This is a genomic window from Paraburkholderia sp., assembly GCF_047605525.1.
Classification (GTDB): Bacteria; Pseudomonadota; Gammaproteobacteria; order Burkholderiales; family Burkholderiaceae; genus Paraburkholderia.
This window is the reverse complement of sequence record NZ_JASGFN010000044.1, coordinates 1-21646: the sequence shown is the minus strand read 5'-3', so window position 1 is coordinate 21646 and position 21646 is coordinate 1. Positions and strand designations below refer to the sequence as shown.

18 protein-coding genes are annotated in these 21646 nt (G+C 65.7%); 17 read left to right on the top strand and 1 reads right to left on the bottom strand.

What is annotated here, in order from left to right; genetic code table 11:
- Positions 1–11: 11 nt before the first annotated feature.
- The 16 genes from rsmH (at position 12) to lpxC (ending at position 18931) form a co-directional block, all read left to right on the top strand.
- Positions 12–965 carry a 16S rRNA (cytosine(1402)-N(4))-methyltransferase RsmH gene (gene rsmH, locus QM685_RS35365; protein WP_415123925.1) on the top strand — a complete coding sequence of 318 codons (954 nt, stop codon included), beginning with the start codon at positions 12–14 and terminating at the stop codon, positions 963–965.
- The gene (gene ftsL / locus QM685_RS35360; RefSeq protein ID WP_415123923.1) at positions 962–1312 is read left to right on the top strand and encodes a cell division protein FtsL; all 351 of its coding nucleotides are present in this window, start codon (positions 962–964) and stop codon (positions 1310–1312) included. The genes rsmH and ftsL overlap by 4 nt, the downstream gene beginning before the upstream one ends.
- Positions 1309–3174 (top strand): peptidoglycan D,D-transpeptidase FtsI family protein, encoded by a 1866-nt coding sequence (locus QM685_RS35355; RefSeq protein ID WP_415123921.1) that lies wholly within the window; start codon positions 1309–1311, stop codon positions 3172–3174. Before ftsL ends, QM685_RS35355 begins: the two co-directional genes overlap by 4 nt.
- Positions 3171–4730 (top strand): UDP-N-acetylmuramoyl-L-alanyl-D-glutamate--2,6-diaminopimelate ligase, encoded by a 1560-nt coding sequence (locus QM685_RS35350; protein ID WP_415123919.1) that lies wholly within the window; start codon positions 3171–3173, stop codon positions 4728–4730. Before QM685_RS35355 ends, QM685_RS35350 begins: the two co-directional genes overlap by 4 nt.
- Positions 4727–6139 (top strand): UDP-N-acetylmuramoyl-tripeptide--D-alanyl-D-alanine ligase, encoded by a 1413-nt coding sequence (locus QM685_RS35345; protein WP_415123917.1) that lies wholly within the window; start codon positions 4727–4729, stop codon positions 6137–6139. The genes QM685_RS35350 and QM685_RS35345 overlap by 4 nt, the downstream gene beginning before the upstream one ends.
- 17 nt (positions 6140–6156) lie before the next feature.
- Positions 6157–7326, top strand: a complete 1170-nt coding sequence (mraY, locus tag QM685_RS35340; protein ID WP_415123915.1) for a phospho-N-acetylmuramoyl-pentapeptide-transferase — start codon at positions 6157–6159, stop codon at positions 7324–7326.
- Between the two features lie 26 nt (positions 7327–7352).
- Positions 7353–8864, top strand: a complete 1512-nt coding sequence (gene murD / locus QM685_RS35335) for a UDP-N-acetylmuramoyl-L-alanine--D-glutamate ligase (RefSeq protein WP_415123913.1) — start codon at positions 7353–7355, stop codon at positions 8862–8864.
- Positions 8861–10126 (top strand): putative lipid II flippase FtsW, encoded by a 1266-nt coding sequence (gene ftsW / locus QM685_RS35330; protein ID WP_415123911.1) that lies wholly within the window; start codon positions 8861–8863, stop codon positions 10124–10126. Before murD ends, ftsW begins: the two co-directional genes overlap by 4 nt.
- Entirely contained in the window at positions 10123–11241 is a 1119-nt protein-coding gene (gene murG, locus QM685_RS35325; RefSeq protein WP_415123909.1) for an undecaprenyldiphospho-muramoylpentapeptide beta-N-acetylglucosaminyltransferase, read from the top strand. The genes ftsW and murG overlap by 4 nt, the downstream gene beginning before the upstream one ends.
- On the top strand, positions 11238–12641 hold the full coding sequence (murC, locus tag QM685_RS35320) for a UDP-N-acetylmuramate--L-alanine ligase (protein ID WP_415123907.1): 1404 nt from the start codon (positions 11238–11240) through the stop codon (positions 12639–12641). The genes murG and murC overlap by 4 nt, the downstream gene beginning before the upstream one ends.
- Before the next feature lies 1 nt (position 12642).
- The gene (locus QM685_RS35315; protein WP_415123905.1) at positions 12643–13584 is read left to right on the top strand and encodes a D-alanine--D-alanine ligase; all 942 of its coding nucleotides are present in this window, start codon (positions 12643–12645) and stop codon (positions 13582–13584) included.
- A gap of 24 nt (positions 13585–13608) precedes the next feature.
- Positions 13609–14361: a cell division protein FtsQ/DivIB gene (locus QM685_RS35310; protein WP_415123903.1), complete on the top strand. Its 753-nt coding sequence runs from the start codon at positions 13609–13611 to the stop codon at positions 14359–14361.
- 27 nt (positions 14362–14388) lie between these two features.
- The gene (gene ftsA, locus QM685_RS35305; RefSeq protein ID WP_008921172.1) at positions 14389–15621 is read left to right on the top strand and encodes a cell division protein FtsA; all 1233 of its coding nucleotides are present in this window, start codon (positions 14389–14391) and stop codon (positions 15619–15621) included.
- A 116-nt stretch (positions 15622–15737) separates the two neighbouring features.
- Positions 15738–16940 carry a cell division protein FtsZ gene (gene ftsZ, locus QM685_RS35300; RefSeq protein ID WP_415123901.1) on the top strand — a complete coding sequence of 401 codons (1203 nt, stop codon included), beginning with the start codon at positions 15738–15740 and terminating at the stop codon, positions 16938–16940.
- 283 nt (positions 16941–17223) lie between these two features.
- Complete coding sequence (locus tag QM685_RS35295) at positions 17224–17727, top strand: peroxiredoxin (protein ID WP_415123899.1); 504 nt, start codon at positions 17224–17226, stop codon at positions 17725–17727.
- A 286-nt stretch (positions 17728–18013) separates the two neighbouring features.
- Positions 18014–18931, top strand: coding sequence for a UDP-3-O-acyl-N-acetylglucosamine deacetylase (lpxC, locus tag QM685_RS35290; RefSeq protein WP_415123897.1), 918 nt, complete (start codon positions 18014–18016; stop codon positions 18929–18931).
- Between the two features lie 56 nt (positions 18932–18987).
- Here lpxC and QM685_RS35285 read toward each other — a convergent pair whose 3' ends face one another.
- Positions 18988–19470 carry a DciA family protein gene (locus QM685_RS35285; protein WP_415123895.1) on the bottom strand — a complete coding sequence of 161 codons (483 nt, stop codon included), beginning with the start codon at positions 19468–19470 and terminating at the stop codon, positions 18988–18990.
- A gap of 300 nt (positions 19471–19770) precedes the next feature.
- Here QM685_RS35285 and secA point away from each other — a divergent pair.
- The coding region (gene secA / locus QM685_RS35280) for a preprotein translocase subunit SecA (protein WP_415123893.1) at positions 19771–21646 on the top strand (1876 nt) is incomplete at its 3' end.

Genomic DNA, 21646 nt, shown 5'->3' with positions numbered 1-21646 from the left:
GGCTTATTTATATGGCACCTGCGATGGGAAACGGGTTGCAGCATCGCACGGTGCTGCTGAACGAAGCGGTCGATGCGCTCGTCACGCGCGCGGATGGCACGTACGTGGACGGCACGTTCGGTCGTGGCGGTCACAGCCGTCTCGTGCTCGAGCGGCTGGGCGAAGCGGGACGTCTGATCGCGTTCGACAAGGATCCGCTCGCGATCGCGACGGCGCAGCGCATCGCGGATCCGCGCTTCGGCATCGTGCATGAGAGTTTTGCTTCACTGCGCGCCGCGATGGCGGAGCGCGGAGTAGGGCATGTGTCGGGTGTTTTGCTGGATCTGGGCGTGTCGTCGCCGCAAGTCGACGATCCGGAGCGGGGCTTCAGCTTCCGCGCCGACGGCCCGCTCGACATGCGGATGGACCCGACGCGCGGCGAGTCCGCCGCTGACTGGCTCGCGCGGGCCACGGTGCAGGAATTGACGGAGGTGATACGAGATTATGGGGAAGAACGGTTTGCTTTTCAGATTGCAAAGGCGCTTGTTGCTCGCCGGGCAGAGTCCGACCGTCTTGGGCCTCTCGTCAGCACGGGCGAGCTTGCCCAAATCGTGGCTAACGTCGTCAAAACCCGTGAGAAGGGCAAGGACCCGGCAACCCGCACCTTTCAGGCTATACGGATTCACGTCAATCAAGAGCTTGCGGAGCTGCAAGTCGTTCTAGAAGCAGCATTGTCGTTGTTGGAGCAAGGGGGGCGGCTGGTGGTCATCAGCTTTCATTCGCTCGAGGACAGGATCGTCAAGCGATTCATGCAGGCGCACGCGAGCACGCCGGCGGTCGACCGCCGGCTGCCGATTCGCGCGGTCGACCTGCCGAGCCCTCCGCTCAGGATCATCGGCCGCGTATTCGCGAGCGACGCTGAAGTCGCCGACAACCCGCGCGCCCGTTCTGCCGTGATGCGCGTGGCGGAGCGGATCGCGCCATGAACCGTCTCAATATCTTCCTGCTGATCATCGTGATGGGCTGTGCCTTGTCGGTCGTCAACGCGACCAATCAGCAGCGTCAAATATTCATTCAGTTGCAGCGCGCCCAATCACAGGAGCGTCAGTTGCAGCAGGACTATTCGCAGCTTCAATATCAGCAGAGCGCGCTGTCGAAAACCTCGCGTATCGAGCAGATCGCCACGGCCTCGCTGAAGATGCAATCGGTCACGACCGGCCGCACCCAATACCTGACGCTCGCGCCGGGCGCCGCGACGGCGGCGGACGCGCCCATTCCGACTTCCGCGCCGGCTTCGGCGCCGGCGGCAACCCGTCGCGGAGGCACGCGATGAAAAAATCGTCGGCGCACAAGAGCGTCGCGTTTTCGGCCAACCCGATCCTGTCGGTGCGTTTGCCGATGTGGCGCTCGAAACTCGTCGTGTTCATGCTGTTCATAGCGTTCGTCGCGCTCGCCGCGCGCGCGTTCTGGATTCAGGGACCGGGCAACGCGTTCTATCTGAAGCAGGGCGAAATTCGCTATCAGCGCCGCATCGAACTGCCGGCCACGCGCGGCAAGATTCTCGACCGCAATGGCCTCGTGCTCGCCACGAGTCTGCCGGTGCGCGCGATCTGGGCGATTCCGGAATCGGTGCCGGACGACCTCGGCGCGGACAAGCTCGATTCGCTCGGCAAGCTGCTCGGCATGACCACGAAGGAGCTGCGCGCGAAGCTGTCGGAAGACAAGACTTTCGTGTACGTGAAGCGCCAGGTGCCGCTCGACGTCGCCGCGAAAGTCGCTGCGCTCGACATCCCCGGTATCTATTCGCGCGAGGAATACAAGCGCTTCTATCCGGAAGGCGAGATCACCGCTCACCTGATCGGCTTCACGAACGTCGAGGACGAGGGCCAGGAGGGCATCGAGCTCGGCGACCAGAAGCTGCTCGCGGGCATTTCGGGCAGCCGCCGCGTGATCAAGGACCGCATGGGCCACATCATCGAGGACGTGGACGAGCAGGTCGTGCCGCATAACGGCAAGGACGTCGATCTGTCGATCGACAGCAAGATCCAGTACATCGCGTACACGAACCTGAAAGCGGCGGTCGAGAAATTCAAGGCGAAGGCCGGCGCGGCGATGGTGATCGACGTGCGCACCGGCGAAGTGCTCGCGCTCGTCAATTACCCGACCTACAACCCGAACGACCGCTCGCACCTGACCGGCGAGCAATTGCGCAACCGTATCCTGACCGACACGTTCGAGCCGGGCTCGATCATGAAGCCGTTCACGATTTCGCTCGCGCTCGACCTGCACCGCGTGACGCCGACTACACTGGTGGATACGGGCAATGGGCACTTCGTTCTCGACGGCGCGCCGATCACCGACGACAGCGGCTTCGGCGTGCTGACGGTCGGCGGCGTGATCCAGAAGTCGAGCAACATCGGCGCGACCAAAATCGCGATGCAGCTGCGGCCCGAAGAGATGTGGAACATGTACACCAGCATCGGTCTCGGCCAGGCGCCGAAGGTCGGTTTCCCCGGCGCGGCGGCGGGCCGTCTGCGCCCGTGGAAGAGCTGGCGCCGCATCGAGCAGGCGACGATGTCGTACGGTTACGGCCTGTCGGTGTCGCTGTTCCAGCTCGGCCGCGCGTACACCGCGATCGCGCACGACGGCGAACTCATGCCGGTGACGATCTTCCACACGCCGGGCGACCAGCCGGCCACCGGTCCGCAGATCTTCTCGCCGACCACCGCGCGCGAAGTGCGCGCGATGCTCGAAACCGTCGTGTCGCCGCAAGGCACGTCGCCGGACGCGGCGGTGCCCGGCTATCGCGTCGGCGGCAAGAGCGGTACCGCGTACAAGCACGGTCCGCACGGCTACGACCACTCCAAATATCGCGCGTCGTTCGTCGGCATGGCGCCGATGCCGAATCCGCGCATCGTGGTGGCCGTCTCGGTCGACGAACCGACCGCGGGCAGCCACTTCGGCGGCCAGGTGTCGGGCCCGGTGTTCTCGGGCATCGTCGGCGATACGCTGCGCGCGCTGAACGTGCCGCCCGACATGCCCGTCAAGCAGATGGTGGTGTCCGACGATTCGACGCCACCCGCGCCCGGCGCGCCGGCCACGCCGCCCGAAGCGAAGAAATTGTCCACCAGTGCCGGCGTGAAAAAGATGAAGATTTCCGCCAGCACGAAGAATCATCCCGGAGTCGAGCGATGAGCGCGCTGCGCGAGAAACATCCAGCGCACCGGGCAATCGCCGATGCCCTCGCCTGGCTGCACGAACGTGTGCAGCCAGGCGCGCATCTGCACGCCGACACACGCTCGCTCGCTCCCGGCGACGCGTTTTTCGCCTACGCGGTCGACGGCGCGGACAACCGTCCGTTCATCGCCAACGCGCTCGAGCGCGGCGCGGCCGCGGTGCTCGTGCAACCCGAAGGTTTCGACGGCGTGCTCGATCCGTCCGTCGCGCACGCGGTACCGGCGCTGAACGAGCTCGCCGGCACGATCGCGAGCGCATGGTACAGCGACCCGAGCGACGCGATGCTGGCGGTCGGTATTACGGGCACGAACGGCAAGACCTCGTGCAGCCAGTGGATCGCTTCGGCGCTCTGCGCGCTCGGCTCGCGCTGCGCGATCGTCGGCACGCTCGGCACCGGCTTTCCCGGCCAGCTCGCGCACACCGGTTTCACGACGCCCGACGCGCCGCAACTGCAACGCAGCCTCGCGCAGTTGCGCGACGCGGGCGCGCAGGCAGTCGCGATGGAAGTGTCCTCGCATGCGCTGCATCAGGGGCGCGTGAACGGCACGTCGTTCGACATCGCGGTGTTCACGAATCTGACGCAGGACCATCTCGACTATCACGGCACGTTCGAAGCTTACGAAGCGGCGAAGGCGCGCCTGTTCGCATGGCCGGAGCTGGGCGCGGCCGTGATCAATCGCGACGATGCCGCCGGCCGCCGCCTGCTCGCGAACACGCAGGGTCACGCGCGCACGATCGCGTATGGCATCGAGCCGGCGCCGGCCGGCATGCCGCAGGACATGCCGCCAGCCGACGCATGGCTGCTCGCGTCGAACGTGCGCGCCACGGCCACCGGCACCGCGTTTCATCTGGACACGTCGGACTGGGGCAGCGCCGACGTCGAAGTGCAAACGCTCGGCCTTTTCAACGTCGGCAATCTGCTCGCGGTGCTCGGCGTGCTGCTCGCCGCCGACGAGCCGTTCGACGCGGCGCTCGCCGAACTCGCGAAGCTCGAGCCGGTGAACGGCCGCATGCAGCGTCTCGGCGGCCGCCTGCAGAACGACGAACCGCTGGTCGTGATCGACTACGCGCACACGCCCGACGCGCTCGAAAAAACGCTCGAGGCACTGCGCCCGATCGCGCTCGCGCGCGGCGGCGAACTGATCTGCATGTTCGGCTGCGGCGGCGATCGCGACGCGACCAAGCGTCCGCTGATGGGCGCGATCGCCGAGCGGCTCGCGGACGGCCTCGTCGTCACCAGCGACAACCCGCGCAGCGAGGATCCGCTCGCGATCATCGAGCAGATCGCCGCGGGCATGAAGGACGCGTCGAAGGCGCGCCGCATCGAGGACCGCGCGAGCGCGATCCTGCAGGCGATCCGCGGCGCCGCGCGCGAAGACGTGATCGTGCTGGCCGGCAAGGGGCACGAAGCCACCCAGGAAATCATGGGCAAGAAACGCGCTTTCTCCGATCAGGACCACGCCCGCCTTGCGCTCGCCGCGCGGGCGACGCAAGCACGCGGAGGTGGCGAATGAGCATGTTCTCGCTGCGCGCGGCCGCCGCGCAGATCCCCGGCGCTACCGTGACCGGTGACGACGGCGTGCGCTTCGAGCGCGTGTCGACCGACAGCCGCAGCGCCGGCCCCGGCGATCTCTTCATCGCGATCAAGGGCGAGCGCTTCGACGCGCACGACTTCCTCGCCGATGTCGCGGCGCGCAACGTGACAGCCGTGCTCGTCTCGCGCACGCCGGACGGCTGGAAGGTGCCGGCGATCCGCGTCGCCGATACGCGCGGCGCGCTCGGCGCGCTCGCGCGCGGCTGGCGCCGCCAGTTCGAGCTGCCGCTCGTCGCGGTGACGGGCAGCAACGGCAAGACCACGGTCAAGGAAATGATCGCGTCGATCTTCGCCGCCGCGGTCGGCGCGGATGCGCGTCTGGCGACCGCGGGCAATTTCAACAACGACATCGGTCTGCCGCTCACGCTGTTCCGTCTGCACGCCGCGCATCGGCTCGCGGTGGTCGAGCTCGGGATGAACCATCCGGGCGAAACCGAGCTGCTCGCGAAGCTTGCCGAGCCGACGGTTGCCGTCGTGAACAACGCGCAGCGCGAGCACCAGGAATTCATGGCGACCGTCGAGGCGGTCGCGCTCGAACATGCAAGCGTGATTCACGCGCTGCCGCCTGAAGGCACGGCGGTGTTCCCCGCCGCCGACGCGTATGCGAGCATCTGGCGCGTGGCCGCAACCGGCAACCGCATCATCGACTTCGCTTTGAACAACGCGGAGCGCACGACCGAAGCTGCGGTGAAAGGCACGTTCGACGGCAAGCGCCTGAGCGTCGACACGCCGCAAGGCCAGTTCGACGTCACGCTGCAGGTGCTCGGCGATCACAACGCGCACAACGCGCTCGCGGCGACGTCGGCGGCGTTGGCCGCGGGCGTATCGCTCGATGCGATCAGGCGCGGCCTCGAATCGTTCGGCCCGGTGAAGGGCCGTCTGCAGGTCAAGCGGGCCGCGCTCGGCACGCTCGCCGGCGCGACCGTGATCGACGACACCTACAACGCGAATCCCGATTCGATGCGCGCCGCGATCGACGTGCTCGCGTCGCGCCCGTCGCCGCGTGTGCTCGTGATGGGCGACATGGGCGAAGTCGGCGACAACGGTCCGGCGTTTCATCGCGAAATCGGCGCGTATGCGAAAGAGCGCGGTATCGACGCGCTGTACGCGATGGGCGACGCGTCGCGCGACGCCTGCGCCGCGTACGGCGCGTCCGCGCACCACGTCGCCGATGTCGGCACGCTGGTCGCGCAACTGCAGCAGGCCGGCTTCGGACCTGCCGCAACGCTTCTCGTGAAAGGCTCGCGCTTCATGCAGATGGAGCGCGTGGTGGACGCCGTTACGAGTCCACAACCCAATGCGGCGGGCGCGAAGCCCGCCGCGCATTGAAATAGAAGGACCGAAGCATGCTACTGGCGCTGGCGCAATGGCTGCAGAATGACGCAAGCTTCTTGCGCGTGTTCAGTTATCTGACGTTCCGCGCGGTGATGGCGACCATCACCGCGCTCCTGATCGGGCTCGTCTGCGGCCCGGCCGTGATTCGCAAGCTGACCGCGATGAAGGTCGGCCAGGCTGTCCGCACGGACGGCCCGCAAACTCATCTCGTCAAATCCGGCACGCCGACGATGGGCGGCGTGCTGATCCTGCTCGGCATCGCGGTGGCCACGCTGCTGTGGGCCGATCTGACCAACCGCTTCATCTGGATCGTGATGCTGGTCACGTTCGGCTTCGGCGTGATCGGCTGGGTCGACGATTACCGCAAGGTGGTCTACAAGGATCCGCGCGGCATGTCGTCGCGCGAGAAGTATTTCTGGCAGTCGGTGATCGGCCTGTTCGCGGCGGTTTATCTCGCGTTCAGCGTGTCCGAGGCGAACAACGTGCGCGTGCTGGACCTGTTCATGGCGTGGGTGCGCAGCGGCCTGTCGATGGGTCTGCCGGCGCGCGCGGACCTGCTGCTGCCGTTCTTCAAGTCGATCACCTATCCGCTCGGCGTGTGGGGCTTCATCGTGCTCACGTATCTGGTGATCGTCGGCGCGAGCAATGCGGTGAATCTGACCGACGGCCTCGACGGCCTCGTGATCATGCCGGTCGTGCTGGTCGGCGCGTCGCTCGGCGTGTTCGCGTACGTGATGGGCAGCTCGGTCTATTCGAAGTACCTGCTGTTTCCGCACATTCCGGGCGCGGGCGAACTGTTGATCTTCTGTTCGGCGATGGGCGGCGCGGGCCTCGCGTTCCTGTGGTTCAACACGCACCCGGCGCAGATGTTCATGGGCGATGTCGGCGCGCTCGCGCTCGGCGGCGCGCTCGGCACGGTCGCGGTGATCGTGCGCCAGGAAATCGTGCTGTTCATCATGGGCGGCATTTTCGTCGCGGAAACGCTGTCCGTGATGCTGCAGGTCACGTGGTTCAAATTCACGAAGCGCCGCTACGGCGAAGGGCGGCGCTTCTTCAAGATGGCGCCGCTGCATCACCATTTCGAATTGTCGGGCTGGAAGGAAACCCAGGTGGTCGTGCGTTTCTGGATCATTACGTTGATGTTGTGTCTGTTCGGTTTGTCCACGCTCAAATTGCGTTAAGCAGCAGGTATTAAAGGAAGCAGGCGATGTTCGGCGAGAAGTTTCGGGATCGGCAAAAGCCGATGGTGCTCGTGCTGGGACTGGGTGAATCCGGTCTCGCGATGGCGCGCTGGTGCGCGCGGCACGGCTGTCGGCTGCGGGTGGCCGATACGCGCGAGGTGCCGCCGAACCTGTCCGCGCTCGAAGCGCACGGCGTCGATGCCGATTTCGTCGGCGGCCCGTTTTCGCCGGTGCTGCTCGAAGGCGTCGAGCTGGTCGCGATCAGTCCGGGACTGTCGCCGCTTGCCGCCGATCTGCTGCCGCTGATTTCGGCCGCGCGTGAGCAGGGCATTGCCGTGTGGGGCGAGCTCGAACTGTTCTCGCAGGCGTTGCGCACGCTCGGGGAGTCCGGTTACGCGCCGAAGGTGGTCGCGATCACCGGCACCAACGGCAAGACCACGACGACGAGTCTGACGGGGCTGTTGTGCGAACGAGCGGGCAGGAAGGTCGCGGTGGCGGGCAACATCAGCCCGTCGCTGCTCGACCGGCTGAGCGAAGCAATCGACAACACCGCGTTGCCCGACGTGTGGGTGCTCGAACTGTCGAGCTTCCAGTTGGAGACCTCGCACACGTTTGCACCCGATGCGGCGGCCGTGCTGAACATCACGCAGGATCATCTGGACTGGCACGGCGGCCTCGATGCCTATGCGGCCGCGAAGGGCCGCATCTTCGGTACACAGACCGTACGCGTGCTGAATCGCGACGACGCGCGCGTGATGGCGCTGGCGGCCGCGAGCGGTGACGCCGAGGTCGTCACGTTCGGCGTAACCGAGCCGAAGAACGACGGCGACTACGGCCTGCTGCGCGACAACGGCATGGTGTGGCTGGTCGAAGCACACGATCGCGACGCGAGCGACGAACCTGCGCCGAAGCGCCGCCGCAAGAACGAAGCCACGGCGTCGCCGGACATCGCGTTGAAGCGCCTGATGCCCGCCGACGCGCTGCGGATTCGCGGTCTGCACAACGCCGCCAACGCGCTCGCCGCCTACGCGCTCGCGCGCGCGATCGGTCTGCCCGGCGCGCCGTTGCTGCACGGCCTGCGCGAGTATCGCGGCGAGCCGCATCGCGTGGAGCTGATCGCGTCGATCGACGGCATCGACTACGTGGACGACAGCAAGGGCACCAACGTCGGCGCAACGGTCGCCGCGCTCGACGGTCTCGCGCAGCGCATCGTGCTGATCGTCGGTGGCGACGGCAAGGGTCAGGATTTCGAGCCGCTCGCCGCGCCGGTGATGCGCTGGTGCCGCGCGGTGATGCTGATCGGTCGCGACGCGCCGCGGATTCGCGCGGCGCTCGCGGAGAGCGGCATCGCGATGACCGATCACGCGACGCTCGAGGAAGCGACGCGCGCGGCCACCGCGCTCGCGCAGCCGGGCGATGCGGTGCTGTTGTCGCCCGCGTGCGCGAGCTTCGACATGTTCAAGGGTTATGCACACCGTGCCGCGGTCTTTCGCAGCACGGTGGAAGACATCGCGGCCGAACGGGGGACGATGATATGAGCTGGTCGGAACGTTTCGGCTCGCGCGAAGCAGCCGGCAGCGGCGGCACGGCGGCGCGCGCGTCTACCCGCACGGGCGGCAGCGGCCTCGCGAGCGCGGTCAATGGCGTGCGGCCGCTGCGCTCGCGCATGCTCGACTACGACCACTCGCTGCTGTGGGTCGTCGTCGCGCTACTCGGGCTCGGCATCGTGATGGTGTACTCGGCGTCGATCGCGATGCCCGATTCGCCGAAGTACGCGTCCTATCGCGACTACGCGTTTCTCGTGCGGCAGATCATCTTCGTCGTGATGGGCGCAGTGATCGGCGTCGTGTCGTTCCGCATTCCGATTTCGACGTGGGACAAATACGCGCCGAAACTCTTCCTGATTTCGCTCGTCGCGCTCGTGATCGTGCTGATTCCGCACGTCGGCAAGGGCGTGAACGGCGCGCGTCGCTGGATTCCGCTCGGCATCACGAACATGCAGCCGTCGGAAATCATGAAGCTCGCGGTCACGATCTACGCGGCGAACTACACGGTGCGCAAGCAGGAATACATGCACAGCTTCGCGAAAGGCTTTCTGCCGATGGCGGTCGCGGTCGGCCTCGTCGGCATGCTGCTGCTGCTCGAACCGGACATGGGCGCGTTCATGGTGATCGCGGCGATCGCGATGGGCGTGCTGTTCCTCGGCGGCGTGAACGGCAAGCTGTTCGGCGGCCTCGTCGCGACCGCGGTGGGCACCTTCACGTTGCTGGTGTGGGCGTCGCCGTGGCGTCGCGAGCGGATCTTCGCGTACCTCGATCCGTGGGACGACCGCTACGCGCAGGGCAAGGCTTATCAGCTCACGCACTCGCTGATCGCATTCGGGCGTGGCGAGTGGTTTGGCGTCGGGCTCGGCGGCAGCGTCGAGAAGCTCAACTATCTGCCGGAAGCGCATACCGACTTCATTCTCGCGGTGATCGGCGAGGAGCTGGGTTTCGTCGGCGTGCTGGTCGTGATCCTGATGTTTTACTGGATCGTGCGCCGCTCGTTCGAGATCGGCCGTCAGGCGCTCGCGCTCGATCGCACGTTCGCGGGGCTCGTCGCGAAGGGCGTGGGCATCTGGTTCGGCGCGCAGACCTTCATCAACATGGGCGTGAACCTCGGTCTGCTGCCGACCAAGGGTCTGACGCTGCCGCTCGTCAGCTATGGCGGCTCGGGCATTTTGCTGAACTGCGTGGCGATCGCCGTGTTGATGCGGGTGGACTATGAGAACCGGGTGTTGATGCGCGGAGGGAAAGTATGACCCTCGCGCAGCAACGCACGCTGATGGTGATGGCCGGCGGCACCGGAGGACACGTGTTCCCGGGGCTCGCGGTCGCGCATCTGATGCAGGCGTGGGGCTGGAAGGTCGTATGGCTCGGCAATCCGGCGGGCATGGAAGCGACGCTCGTGCCGAAGCATGGCATTCCGATGGAATACGTGCGCTTCGGCGGCGTGCGCGGCAAGGGCCTGAAAACCAAGCTGATGCTGCCGGTGAATCTTCTGCGCGCCTGCACGCAGAGCCTGAGCGTGCTGCGTCGCGTGAAGCCCGACGTCGTGCTCGGCATGGGCGGCTACATCACGTTTCCGGCGGGTCTGATGACCGCGCTGAGCGGCCGGCCGCTGGTGCTGCACGAACAGAATTCGATCGCGGGTCTCGCGAACAAGGTGCTCGCGAAACTCGCGAAGCGCGTGCTGGTTGCGTTTCCGAATGCGCTGCCGCACGGCGAATGGACCGGTAATCCGATTCGTGAGGAACTTGCGCGCGCGAATGCACCCAAAGCACGCTACGCGCAACGCAGCGGTCCGCTGAACATGCTGGTGGTGGGTGGCAGTCTCGGCGCCGCGGCGTTGAACGAAGTGGTGCCGCGCGCGGTCGCGTTGCTCGCGCCCAATGAAAGACCGCGCATCGTGCATCAGGCGGGCGCGAAGCATATCGACGCGCTGCGCGAGAACTACGCGGCAGCGGGTTTGCAGGCCGGTGCCGATGTCACGCTCGTGCCGTTCATCGACGACATGACGAGTGCGTACGAAAAGGCCGATCTGGTGATCTGCCGCTCGGGCGCGATGACGGTGTCGGAGATTTCGGCGGTCGGCGTCGCGGCGCTGTTCGTGCCGTTTCCGTACGCGGTCGACGATCACCAGACCACTAACGCAGCGTTCCTCGCCGACAACGGCGCGGCGCTGGTCGTGCAACAACGCGACCTGTCGGCGGAAAAACTCGCCGACTGGTTGCGCAGCCAGACGCGGGAAAGTCTCGCGGAAATGGCGGAGCGTTCGCGCTCGCTCGCGAAACCGGATGCCACGGAGCAGGTCGCGCAGATCTGCGCGACCGTGGCGGGTTCGACGGCGGGCGCGAGCCCAGAAGGAACGCAATGAAACACATCGTCAAACATATTCACTTTGTCGGCATCGGCGGTGTCGGCATGAGCGGCATCGCCGAGGTGCTGCTCAACCTCGGCTATCAGGTGAGCGGCTCGGACCTGTCGGGCAACGCGGTCACCGAGCGCCTCGCCGCGCTCGGCGCGCGCATCTCGATCGGCCATGCGGCGGAGAACATCGAAGGCGCGAACGCGGTGGTCGTGTCGACCGCGGTGCGCAGCGACAACCCGGAAGTACTCGCCGCGCGCCATCGCCGGATTCCGATCGTGCCGCGCGCGGTGATGCTCGCGGAACTGATGCGCCTGAAGCAGGGCATCGCGATTGCCGGCACGCACGGCAAGACCACGACCACGTCGCTGGTCGCGAGCGTGCTCGCCGCGGGTGGGCTCGATCCGACCTTCGTGATCGGCGGACGGCTGATCAGCGCGGGCGCGAACGCGCGTCTGGGCACCGGCGACTTCATCGTCGCCGAGGCGGACGAATCGGACGCGTCGTTCCTGAACCTGTTCCCGGTGATCGAGGTCATTACGAACATCGACGCCGATCACATGGACACCTACGGCCACGACTTCGCGCGCCTGAAGCAGGCGTTCATCGAATTCACGCACCGTCTGCCGTTCTATGGCATCGCGGTGCTGTGCGTCGACGATCCGAACGTGAAGGAGATCCTGCCGTTCGTGTCGAAGCCGATCATCCGCTACGGCTTCGCGGCCGACGCGCAGGTGCGCGCGGTCAACGTCGAGGCGCGCGAGGGCCGCATGCATTTCACCGCGATGCGCGAAGACGCGGCGCCGCTCGACATCGTGCTGAACCTGCCGGGCGAGCACAACGTGCAGAACGCGCTCGCCGCGATTGCAATTGCGACTGAACTTGAAGTGAAAGATGCCGATATCCAGCGAGCGCTCGCGGATTTCAACGGCGTCGGCCGACGCTTCCAGCGCTACGGCGAAGTACCGGTCGTCGCTGACGGCCGTGCCGCGGGCGCCTACACGCTGGTGGACGACTACGGTCATCACCCGGTCGAGATGGCCGCGACGGTGGCGGCGGCGCGCGGCGCGTTTCCGGGCCGGCGTCTGGTGCTCGCGTTCCAGCCGCACCGCTTCACGCGCACGCGCGATTGCTTCGAGGACTTCGTGAAGGTGCTGTCGACCGTCGACGCGCTCGTGCTGACCGAGGTCTATTCGGCCGGCGAGGCGCCGATCGTCGCCGCGGACGGCCGCGCGTTGGCGCGCGCGCTGCGGGTGGCGGGCAAGGTCGAGCCGGTCTTCGTCGATACGGTGGATGAAGTGCCGGACGCGCTCTCGGCAGTGGTGCGCGACGGCGATGTGGTGATTACGATGGGCGCGGGTTCGATCGGCGGTGTGCCGGGTCGCCTCGCTCAGGAAATGAAGGTGTGAGATGAGCAGTATCGATCCGAAACAATTCGGCAAGGTGGCGGTACTGCTCGGCGGCAATTCCGCCGAGCGCGAGGTGTCACTCAATTCCGGGCGGCTGGTGCTGCAAGGTCTGCGCGACGCGGGCATTGACGCGCATCCGTTCGATCCGGCCGAGCGTCCGCTGTCGGCGTTGAAGGAAGAAGGCTTCGTGCGCGCGTTCAACGCGCTGCATGGCGGCTACGGCGAAAACGGCCAGATCCAGGGCGCGCTCGATTTCTACGGCATCCGCTACACCGGCAGCGGCGTGCTCGGCTCGGCGCTCGGTCTGGACAAGTTCCGCACCAAGCTGGTGTGGCAGCAGCTCGGCATTCCGACGCCGCCGTTCGAAACGGTGCTGCGCGGCGACGACTACGAAGCGCGCGCGAAGGAGATCGTCGCGAAGCTCGGTCTGCCGCTGTTCGTGAAGCCGGCGAGCGAAGGCTCGAGCGTCGCGGTGATCAAGGTGAAGAGCGCGGACGCCTTGCCGGCGGCGCTGATCGAGGCGGTGAAGTACGACCGTATCGTCGTGGTCGAGAAGAGCATCGAAGGCGGCGGCGAGTACACCGCGTGCATCGCCGGCGATCTGGACCTGCCGGTGATCCGCATCGTGCCGGCCGGCGAGTTCTACGACTATCACGCGAAGTACATCGCAAACGACACGCAGTATCTGATTCCGTGCGGTCTCGGCGAGCAGGAGGAAGCGCGCCTGAAGACGCTCGCGCGCCGCGCGTTCGACGTGCTCGGCTGCACCGACTGGGGCCGCGCCGATTTCATGCTGGACTCGGAGGGCAATCCGTACTTCCTCGAAGTGAACACGGCGCCTGGCATGACCGATCACTCGCTGCCGCCGAAGGCGGCACGCGCGGTCGGCATCAGCTATCAGGAACTCGTTGTCAGCGTGTTGGCGCTGACGCTGCAGGACTAACCGGGACAACCCGAAAGCAACACCATGTGGAACAACGTTCGCCAGCTCAATCTCGCCACCAACGCGCTGCATGCGTTGCTGGTGCTCGTGCTGCTGGCGGCGGGCGGTTACTGGCTGATCCAGCGCCCGAGTTTCGCGCTGCGCGAAATCCAGATCGACGGCGACACCGAGCACATCAATTCGCCGACGGTGCGCGCGAGCGTCGTCGGACGCCTGAAGGGCAACTTCTTCACGGTCGATCTCGACGTCGCGCGGCAGGCGTTCGAGCAGATGCCGTGGGTGCGTCACGCGAGCGTGCGGCGGGTCTGGCCGAATGCGCTGGCTGTCACGCTCGAGGAGTACAAACCGCTGGGGACGTGGGGCAGCGATCAACTGGTGAGCGTCGACGGCGAACTGTTCACCGCGAACCAGGGCGAGCTCGACGAAGATCTGCCCGCGTTCGACGGTCCGGACGGTACGGCGAAGGAAGTCGTCGCGCGTTATCACGACTTCCAGAAGTGGTTCGCGCCGTTGGGCGCGACCCCGGAGGAAGTGACGCTGTCGCCGCGCTATGCATGGACGGTGAAGCTGTCGAACGGCACGCAGGTGGAGCTGGGGCGCGAACGCAATCAGGACACGCTCGCCGATCGCAGCAAGCGCCTGACCGCGGCATGGAGCGCGGTGACGCAACGTTGGGGAAAGGATATCGAGTATGCGGACTTGCGCTATCCGAACGGTTTCGCGATTCGTGCCGCTGGCATGCGCTTCATCAGCGAACCCGACAAGGGCAAGAAGTAAACGGACATCACACGCACTGAGCACGCTATGAGTAAAGACTATAAGGATCTGCTGGTTGCCCTCGACATCGGGACGTCGAAGGTGGTGGCCATCGTCGCCGAGTTGAAGGGCGAGGGTCACTACGAGGTGATCGGTCTCGGCCAGAGCGAGTCGAAGGGGCTCAAGAAAGGCGTGGTGGTGAACATCGAAGCCACCGTGCAGTCGATTCAGCGCGCGCTCGAGGAAGCCGAGCTGATGGCCGACTGCAAGATCACGAACGTGTTCACCGGGATCGCCGGCAGCCATATCCGCAGCTTCAATTCGAGCGGCATGGTGGCGATCAAGGAGAAGGAGGTCACGCAGGCGGACGTCGCGCGCGTGATCGAAACGGCCAAGGCGATCAACATCCCGACCGATCAGCAGGTGCTGCATATCCTCACGCAGGAATTCATCATCGACGGCCAGGAAGACGTGCGCGAGCCGATCGGCATGAGCGGCATCCGCCTCGAAGTGAAGGTGCATATCGTCACCGGCGCGGTCAGCGCGGCGCAGAACATCGTCAAGTGCGTGCGCCGCTGCGGGCTCGAAGTGAACGATCTGATCCTGCAGCCGCTCGCGTCGTCGCTCGCGGTGCTGACGGAAGACGAGAAGGAGCTGGGCGTGGTGCTGGTCGACATCGGCGGCGGCACGACGGACATCGCGATCTTCAGCGAAGGCGCGATCCGCCACACGGCGGTGATTCCGATCGCCGGCGACCAGATCACGAGCGACATCGCGATGGCGCTGCGCACGCCGACGCCGGACGCCGAAGACATCAAGGTCGATTACGGCATCGCGAAGCAGGCGCTCGCCGATCCGGACGAAATGATCGAAGTGCCGGGGCTCGGCGAGCGCGGTCCGCGCACGCTGTCGCGCCAGGCGCTGGCGGCGGTGATCGAGCCGCGCGTCGAGGAACTCTTTTCGCTCGTGCAGCAGGTGGTGCGCGAGTCGGGTTACGAGGAGTTGTTGAGTTCGGGCGTCGTGCTGACGGGCGGCGCGTCGATGATGATCGGCATGGTCGAGCTCGGCGAAGACATTTTCCTGAAGCCGGTGCGCATCGGCGTACCGGAATACGCGGGCGGTCTCGCCGACGTCGTGCGCAATCCGCGCTATTCGACGGCGATGGGCCTGCTCGTCGAAGGTCGCTCGCAGCGCATGCGCGGGCGCAAGGTTGCGGTGCAGTCGGGGTCGATGGGACAGGTGTTCTCGCGCATGAAGGACTGGTTCCTCGGCAACTTCTGATGACAGGTTTCGAGTAATTCGCGCTGGTGCCGGCGGCCGGTGCGCGACAGGAGGTTGCCCGATCTCCTGCCGGATAACGCCGAGTGGCGGTAACTTTTTATCTTGACGGAGGCAACATGGAATTCCAGATGCTGGAAACCGAAACGAACGGCACCATCATCAAGGTGGTCGGAGTAGGTGGCGCTGGCGGCAATGCCGTTCAGCATATGATCAACAAAGGCGTGCAGGGCGTCGACTTCATCGTGATGAACACGGACGCGCAGGCGCTGTCGCGTTCGCGCGCGACCGCGGTGATCCAGCTCGGCAACACGGGGCTGGGCGCGGGTGCGAAGCCGGAAATGGGCCGCGCGGCCGCAGAAGAAGCACGCGAGCGCATCGCCGACGCACTGCGTGGCGCGCACATGGTGTTCATCACCGCCGGCATGGGTGGCGGCACCGGTACGGGCGCGGCACCGGTCGTCGCGCAGATCGCGAAGGAAATGGGCATTCTGACCGTCGGCGTGGTCAGCAAGCCGTTCGAGTTCGAAGGCGGCAAGCGTATGCGCGTCGCGGAAGCCGGTTCGCAGCAACTGGAGGATCACGTCGACTCGCTGATCGTCGTGCTGAACGACAAGCTGTTCGAGGTGATGGGCGACGACGCCGAGATGGACAAGTGCTTCCAGTGCGCTGACGACGTTCTGAACAACGCGGTCGCGGGCATTGCGGAAATCATCAACGTCGACGGTCTGGTGAACGTCGACTTCGAGGACGTGAAGACCGTGATGGGCGAGCAGGGCAAGGCGATGATGGGCACGGCGACGGTTGCCGGCGTCGATCGCGCGCGTCTCGCGGCCGAACAGGCCGTCGCGAGCCCGCTGCTGGAAGGCGTCGATCTGTCGGGCGCGCGCGGCGTGCTGGTCAACATCACGTCGAGCCGTTCGCTGCGTCTGTCGGAAACGCGCGAAGTGATGAACACGATCAAGAGCTATGCCGCGGAAGATGCCACCGTGATCTTCGGCGCGGTGTACGACGACGCGATGGGCGACGCGCTGCGCGTGACGGTCGTGGCGACGGGTCTCGGCCGCGCGGCGAAGAAGCAGCAGTCGGCACCGATGACGCTGCTGCGCACCGGCACCGACAACCAGCCGATCGGCGCGATGCAGCATGCGGCGTACGCATCGGCGGCGGGCCACGCCGGCGCGGCGGATTACGGCGCGCTGGATACGCCGGCGGTGTGGCGCACGTCGCGCGACACGGCGGCATCGCACGTGCAGGCGCTGCAGGAAAAGGGCGTCGATACGTACGACATTCCGGCGTTCCTGCGCAAGCAGGCGGACTGAGCGGCGCGGGCAGGCTTTCGTTGCCGCGCTGCCGTTGGGTCGCAGCGCTGGCGGACGAATGCACGAGCGTGGCGTGTGAACGGCGACGAAGTCGCGTATCGTCTGATTCGCGGCAGGGGCAACTGCCCTCTGCGGATTCGCGAAGCAGACGGGGTGGCTGCCGCCGCACGGCAAAGCCAGCGATGGCCCAGCCGGATGTGGCCTGGCAGAGTGCCGCCCGGCCGGATTTCACAGCGACACGAGGACGTGCGAGCGTGCTTCGCATCGATGCAAAGGACTGAGCATGATCAAGGCAGGTGACAAGCTGCCCGACGCGACGCTCTTCGAGTTTGTCGAAGACCAGCGGGCGGGCTGCACGATCGGACCGAACAGTTTCGACGTGCGCGAGCAGACGGCGGGCAAGCGCGTGGTGATCTTCGGATTGCCCGGCGCGTTCACGCCGACCTGTTCGGCCAAGCACGTACCGGGTTATGTCGAGCATGCCGGGCAGTTGCGCGCTGCCGGTATCGACGAGATCTGGTGCGTGTCCGTCAACGACGCGTTCGTGATGGGCGCGTGGGGACGCGATCAGCACACCTCGGGCAAGGTGCGCATGATGGCGGACGGCAGTGCGGCTTTCACACGGGCGCTCGGTCTGGAGCAGGATCTGTCGGCGCGCGGCATGGGAATCCGTTCCCTGCGCTACGCGATGGTGGTCGACGACGGCGTGGTCAAGACGCTGAACGTCGAGGCCGCCGGCAAATTCGAAGTCAGCGATGCCGCGAGTATTCTCGCGACGTTGAGCTAGTCGCCGGCGTCTCGCCTTCGCCGCAAGCCTCGCGCTGATGTCGCGTGGTGCTACGGCAACGGTGAATAAGACGCTTTTGTGACAGGCCGTTACGCGGGCCGATGACCGGAAACGCCTCCGTTCCGGAGCATCGGCCCGTCACGCTTTCCCTCGCGACGCGCGAGGGTAACGCAGCGAAACAGATTGATACGTTCCCTGAAAAGACGTTTGTCAGGGGATTGGAGTATAATTCGCGCTATGAAATAAAAAGTCCCGATTGGGATTTTCAATCGAACAGAAGATCACCATGTTGAAGCAGCGCACCATCAAATCGATCGTCAAGACTGTCGGCATCGGCCTGCACTCCGGCCGCAAAGTCGACCTGACGCTCCGTCCGGCGGCGCCGGACACTGGCATCGTGTTTTCGCGCGTGGATTTGCCCACGCCGGTGGACATTCCTGCGTCGGCGATGGCGATTGGCGATACGCGTCTGGCTTCCGTGTTGCAGAAAGACGGCGCGCGCGTGTCGACGGTCGAGCATCTGATGTCCGCCTGCGCCGGTCTCGGCATCGACAATCTGTATGTCGACGTCACTGCCGAGGAAATCCCGATCATGGACGGCAGCGCGGGTTCGTTCGTGTTCCTGATCCAGTCGGCGGGTATCGAGGAGCAGAACGCGGCGAAGAAATTCATCAAGGTCACGAAGCCGGTCGAAATCCGCGACGGCGACAAGTTCGCGCGTCTCGATCCGTACTTCGGCTTCAAGCTCAAATTCACGATCGATTTCCGTCATCCGGCCGTGGATAAAACCGGCCAGGCGCTCGAAGTGGATTTCGCCAACACGTCGTATGTGCGCGAAATCGCCCGCGCCCGCACGTTCGGCTTCGCGCATGAAGTGGAAATGATGCGTGAGCTGGGCCTTGCTCGCGGCGGCAGCATGGACAACGCGATCGTGCTCGACGAGTACCGCATCCTGAACAACGACGGCCTGCGTTACGACGACGAGTTCGTCAAGCACAAGATGCTCGACGCGATCGGCGACCTGTATGTGGTCGGCCATCCGCTGCTGGCTTCGTACACCGCCTATAAGTCGGGCCACGGCCTGAACAACGCGCTGCTGCGCGAGCTGCTCAAGCAGGAAGACTCGTACGAAATCGTCACCTTCGACGATACGAAGAAGGCGCCGCGCGGCTTCGCGTACGAAACGCAGACGGCGTTCGCATGACGTCTGCCTCGCGGGTAGGCATATGAAAAACGGCCCATTCGGGCCGTTTTTTTCGTTCAGCGAGTGCGCCGATGCCGGGCCGCCATGCGCGCGAGCGCTTCCTGCAGCGGCGACGGCGCAAGCGATTCGCTCAACTGCTGCAGCGCGGTGGCGCCGGCTGGCGTCATGCGTGCCTGCTTGACGGGCGGCGGGGCCTTGGCCAGCTGCGGCCGTACGCGAATCTTCAGCGCATGCACGGGCCAGCCGCGCTGCTGCAAATCCGACAGCAGCCGCGGCTCGAGATGCCGCAGCCGCGCCGCGAGCGCGTTGTGCGCGGCAAAGAGGGCCAGTACCCCTTCCTTGATGAAGCCGGGCTCAACGCTCGTCGCCAGATAATCGGGCAGCAGCTCGCGCAGATCCTTCTCGAGCGCGGCGATCTGCTCGACACCCGCGCGCAGCGCCGCGAATGCATCGGTGCGGCCGAGCACTTCGGCGACGGGCTGCGGTCGGCGCAGGTCGAACTGCTTCGGCTGCCTTGAAAAGGACGGAGAACGGCTCATGTTTGGGAGTGGCGACGTGCGCGCGCCCCATGCGCGCTCACGCCGCGATTGTACCGCGCGGGCAGCCCGCGAAGCTGGCCCCGAAGCGCGTCGCCGGAGGGCGCCGGGCAAGTGTGGATGGGCCTGGAAGGGCCCTCCGCCGTCACGTCGCCGACATCAGCGCAGCCGGAGGTGCGTGCTAAAATGCCCGATTCGAATTCACTCTTGGACTAAGCCGCCGAGGACTTTCCGACCCAGACGCTGGTGTGCGCAAAGCGCACGCCGCGAGCCAGCCGAAGCCGCGACGCAGACACCGATCCGATGACCACCGGTTTTCTACAGAAGATTTTTGGCAGCCGTAATCAGCGGCTAGTCAAGCAATATCAAAAGACCGTCGCGGCGATCAATGCGCTCGAACCGCAGATCGAGCAATTGACGGATGAGCAGTTGCACGCCAAAACGGGTGAATTCCGCCAGCGCGTCGCGAGCGGCGAATCGCTCGACAAGATCCTGCCTGAAGCGTTTGCGGTCTGCCGCGAGGCCAGCAAGCGGGTGCTGAAGATGCGCCACTTCGATGTGCAACTGATCGGCGGCATGGCGCTGCACTACGGCAAGATCGGCGAAATGCGCACCGGCGAAGGCAAGACGCTCGTCGCCACACTGCCGGTGTATCTGAACGCGCTGTCGGGCCGCGGCGTGCACGTGGTCACGGTCAACGACTACCTCGCCCAGCGCGACGCCGAATGGATGGCGCGCCTGTACAACTTCCTCGGTCTGTCGGTCGGTATCAACCTGTCGCAGATGGAGCATACGGCGAAGCAGCAAGCCTATGCCGCGGACATCACGTACGGCACCAACAACGAATTCGGCTTCGATTACCTGCGCGACAACATGGTCTACGAGACCGACGCGCGCGTGCAGCGCGGCCTGAATTTCGCGGTCGTCGACGAGGTCGACTCGATCCTGATCGACGAAGCGCGCACGCCGCTCATCATCTCGGGCCAGGCCGAAGATCACACCGAACTCTATGTGCGCATGAACGCGCTGCCGCCGCTGCTCGAGCGCCAGATCGGCGAGGAGAAGGCGGACGGCACGGGCGTCGAGAAGCCGGGCGACTACACGCTGGACGAGAAAGGCCGCCAGGTGTTCCTGACCGAATCGGGTCACGAAAAGGCCGAGCGTCTGCTCTCCGAGTGGGGCCTGATCGGTGAGGGCGAAAGCCTCTACGCGCCGCAGAACATCACGCTGATGCACCATGTATACGCGGCACTGCGCGCGCACACGCTGTTCTTCAAGGATCAGCACTACGTCGTGCAGAACGGCGAAGTAATCATCGTCGACGAATTCACCGGCCGTCTGATGGCCGGGCGCCGCTGGTCGGACGGTCTGCACCAGGCGGTCGAGGCGAAGGAACACGTGAAGATCCAGAGCGAGAACCAGACGCTCGCGTCGATCACGTTCCAGAACTACTTCCGCATGTACGCGAAGCTGGCCGGCATGACCGGCACGGCCGACACCGAAGCGTACGAATTCAACGAGATCTATGGTCTCGAAACGGTCGTGATCCCGACCAACCGGCCGCCCAAGCGGATCGACAGGCAGGATCAGATCTACAAGACCGCGAAGGAACGCTACGACGCGGTGATCCGCGACATCCGCGAATGCTTCGAGCGCGGTCAGCCGGTGCTGGTCGGTACCACGTCGATCGAGAACTCCGAGCTGCTGTCGCATCTGCTGAAGCAGGCCGGCTTGCCGCACGAAGTGCTGAACGCGAAGCAGCACGCGCGCGAAGCGGCGATCGTCGCCGAAGCGGGACGTCCGCAGCGCATCACGATCGCGACCAACATGGCCGGCCGCGGCACCGACATCGTGCTGGGCGGCAACCTGGAGAAGGCCATCGAGGCCCTGCACGCCGCCAATCCGGGCAAGGACGCCAGCGCGCTGCAAACCGAGGAGGCCAAGGTCCGCGCGCAGTGGGAGCAGGACCACGAGCAGGTCAAGGCCCTGGGCGGCCTGCGCATCATCGCGACCGAGCGCCACGAATCGCGCCGCATCGACAACCAGCTGCGCGGCCGTTCGGGCCGCCAGGGCGACCCGGGCTCCTCGCGCTTCTACCTGAGCCTGGACGACCAGCTCATGCGCATCTTCGCGGGCGACCGCGTCAAGGCCATCATGGATCGCCTGAAGATGCCCGACG

Coding starts and splice junctions, on each gene's coding strand:
- rsmH (WP_415123925.1), top strand. CDS start 12: ATGGCACCTGCGATGGGAAACGGGTTGCAGCATCGCACGGTGCTGCTG.
- ftsL (WP_415123923.1), top strand. CDS start 962: ATGAACCGTCTCAATATCTTCCTGCTGATCATCGTGATGGGCTGTGCC.
- QM685_RS35355 (WP_415123921.1), top strand. CDS start 1,309: ATGAAAAAATCGTCGGCGCACAAGAGCGTCGCGTTTTCGGCCAACCCG.
- QM685_RS35350 (WP_415123919.1), top strand. CDS start 3,171: ATGAGCGCGCTGCGCGAGAAACATCCAGCGCACCGGGCAATCGCCGAT.
- QM685_RS35345 (WP_415123917.1), top strand. CDS start 4,727: ATGAGCATGTTCTCGCTGCGCGCGGCCGCCGCGCAGATCCCCGGCGCT.
- mraY (WP_415123915.1), top strand. CDS start 6,157: ATGCTACTGGCGCTGGCGCAATGGCTGCAGAATGACGCAAGCTTCTTG.
- murD (WP_415123913.1), top strand. CDS start 7,353: ATGTTCGGCGAGAAGTTTCGGGATCGGCAAAAGCCGATGGTGCTCGTG.
- ftsW (WP_415123911.1), top strand. CDS start 8,861: ATGAGCTGGTCGGAACGTTTCGGCTCGCGCGAAGCAGCCGGCAGCGGC.
- murG (WP_415123909.1), top strand. CDS start 10,123: ATGACCCTCGCGCAGCAACGCACGCTGATGGTGATGGCCGGCGGCACC.
- murC (WP_415123907.1), top strand. CDS start 11,238: ATGAAACACATCGTCAAACATATTCACTTTGTCGGCATCGGCGGTGTC.
- QM685_RS35315 (WP_415123905.1), top strand. CDS start 12,643: ATGAGCAGTATCGATCCGAAACAATTCGGCAAGGTGGCGGTACTGCTC.
- QM685_RS35310 (WP_415123903.1), top strand. CDS start 13,609: ATGTGGAACAACGTTCGCCAGCTCAATCTCGCCACCAACGCGCTGCAT.
- ftsA (WP_008921172.1), top strand. CDS start 14,389: ATGAGTAAAGACTATAAGGATCTGCTGGTTGCCCTCGACATCGGGACG.
- ftsZ (WP_415123901.1), top strand. CDS start 15,738: ATGGAATTCCAGATGCTGGAAACCGAAACGAACGGCACCATCATCAAG.
- QM685_RS35295 (WP_415123899.1), top strand. CDS start 17,224: ATGATCAAGGCAGGTGACAAGCTGCCCGACGCGACGCTCTTCGAGTTT.
- lpxC (WP_415123897.1), top strand. CDS start 18,014: ATGTTGAAGCAGCGCACCATCAAATCGATCGTCAAGACTGTCGGCATC.
- QM685_RS35285 (WP_415123895.1), bottom strand. CDS start 19,470: ATGAGCCGTTCTCCGTCCTTTTCAAGGCAGCCGAAGCAGTTCGACCTG.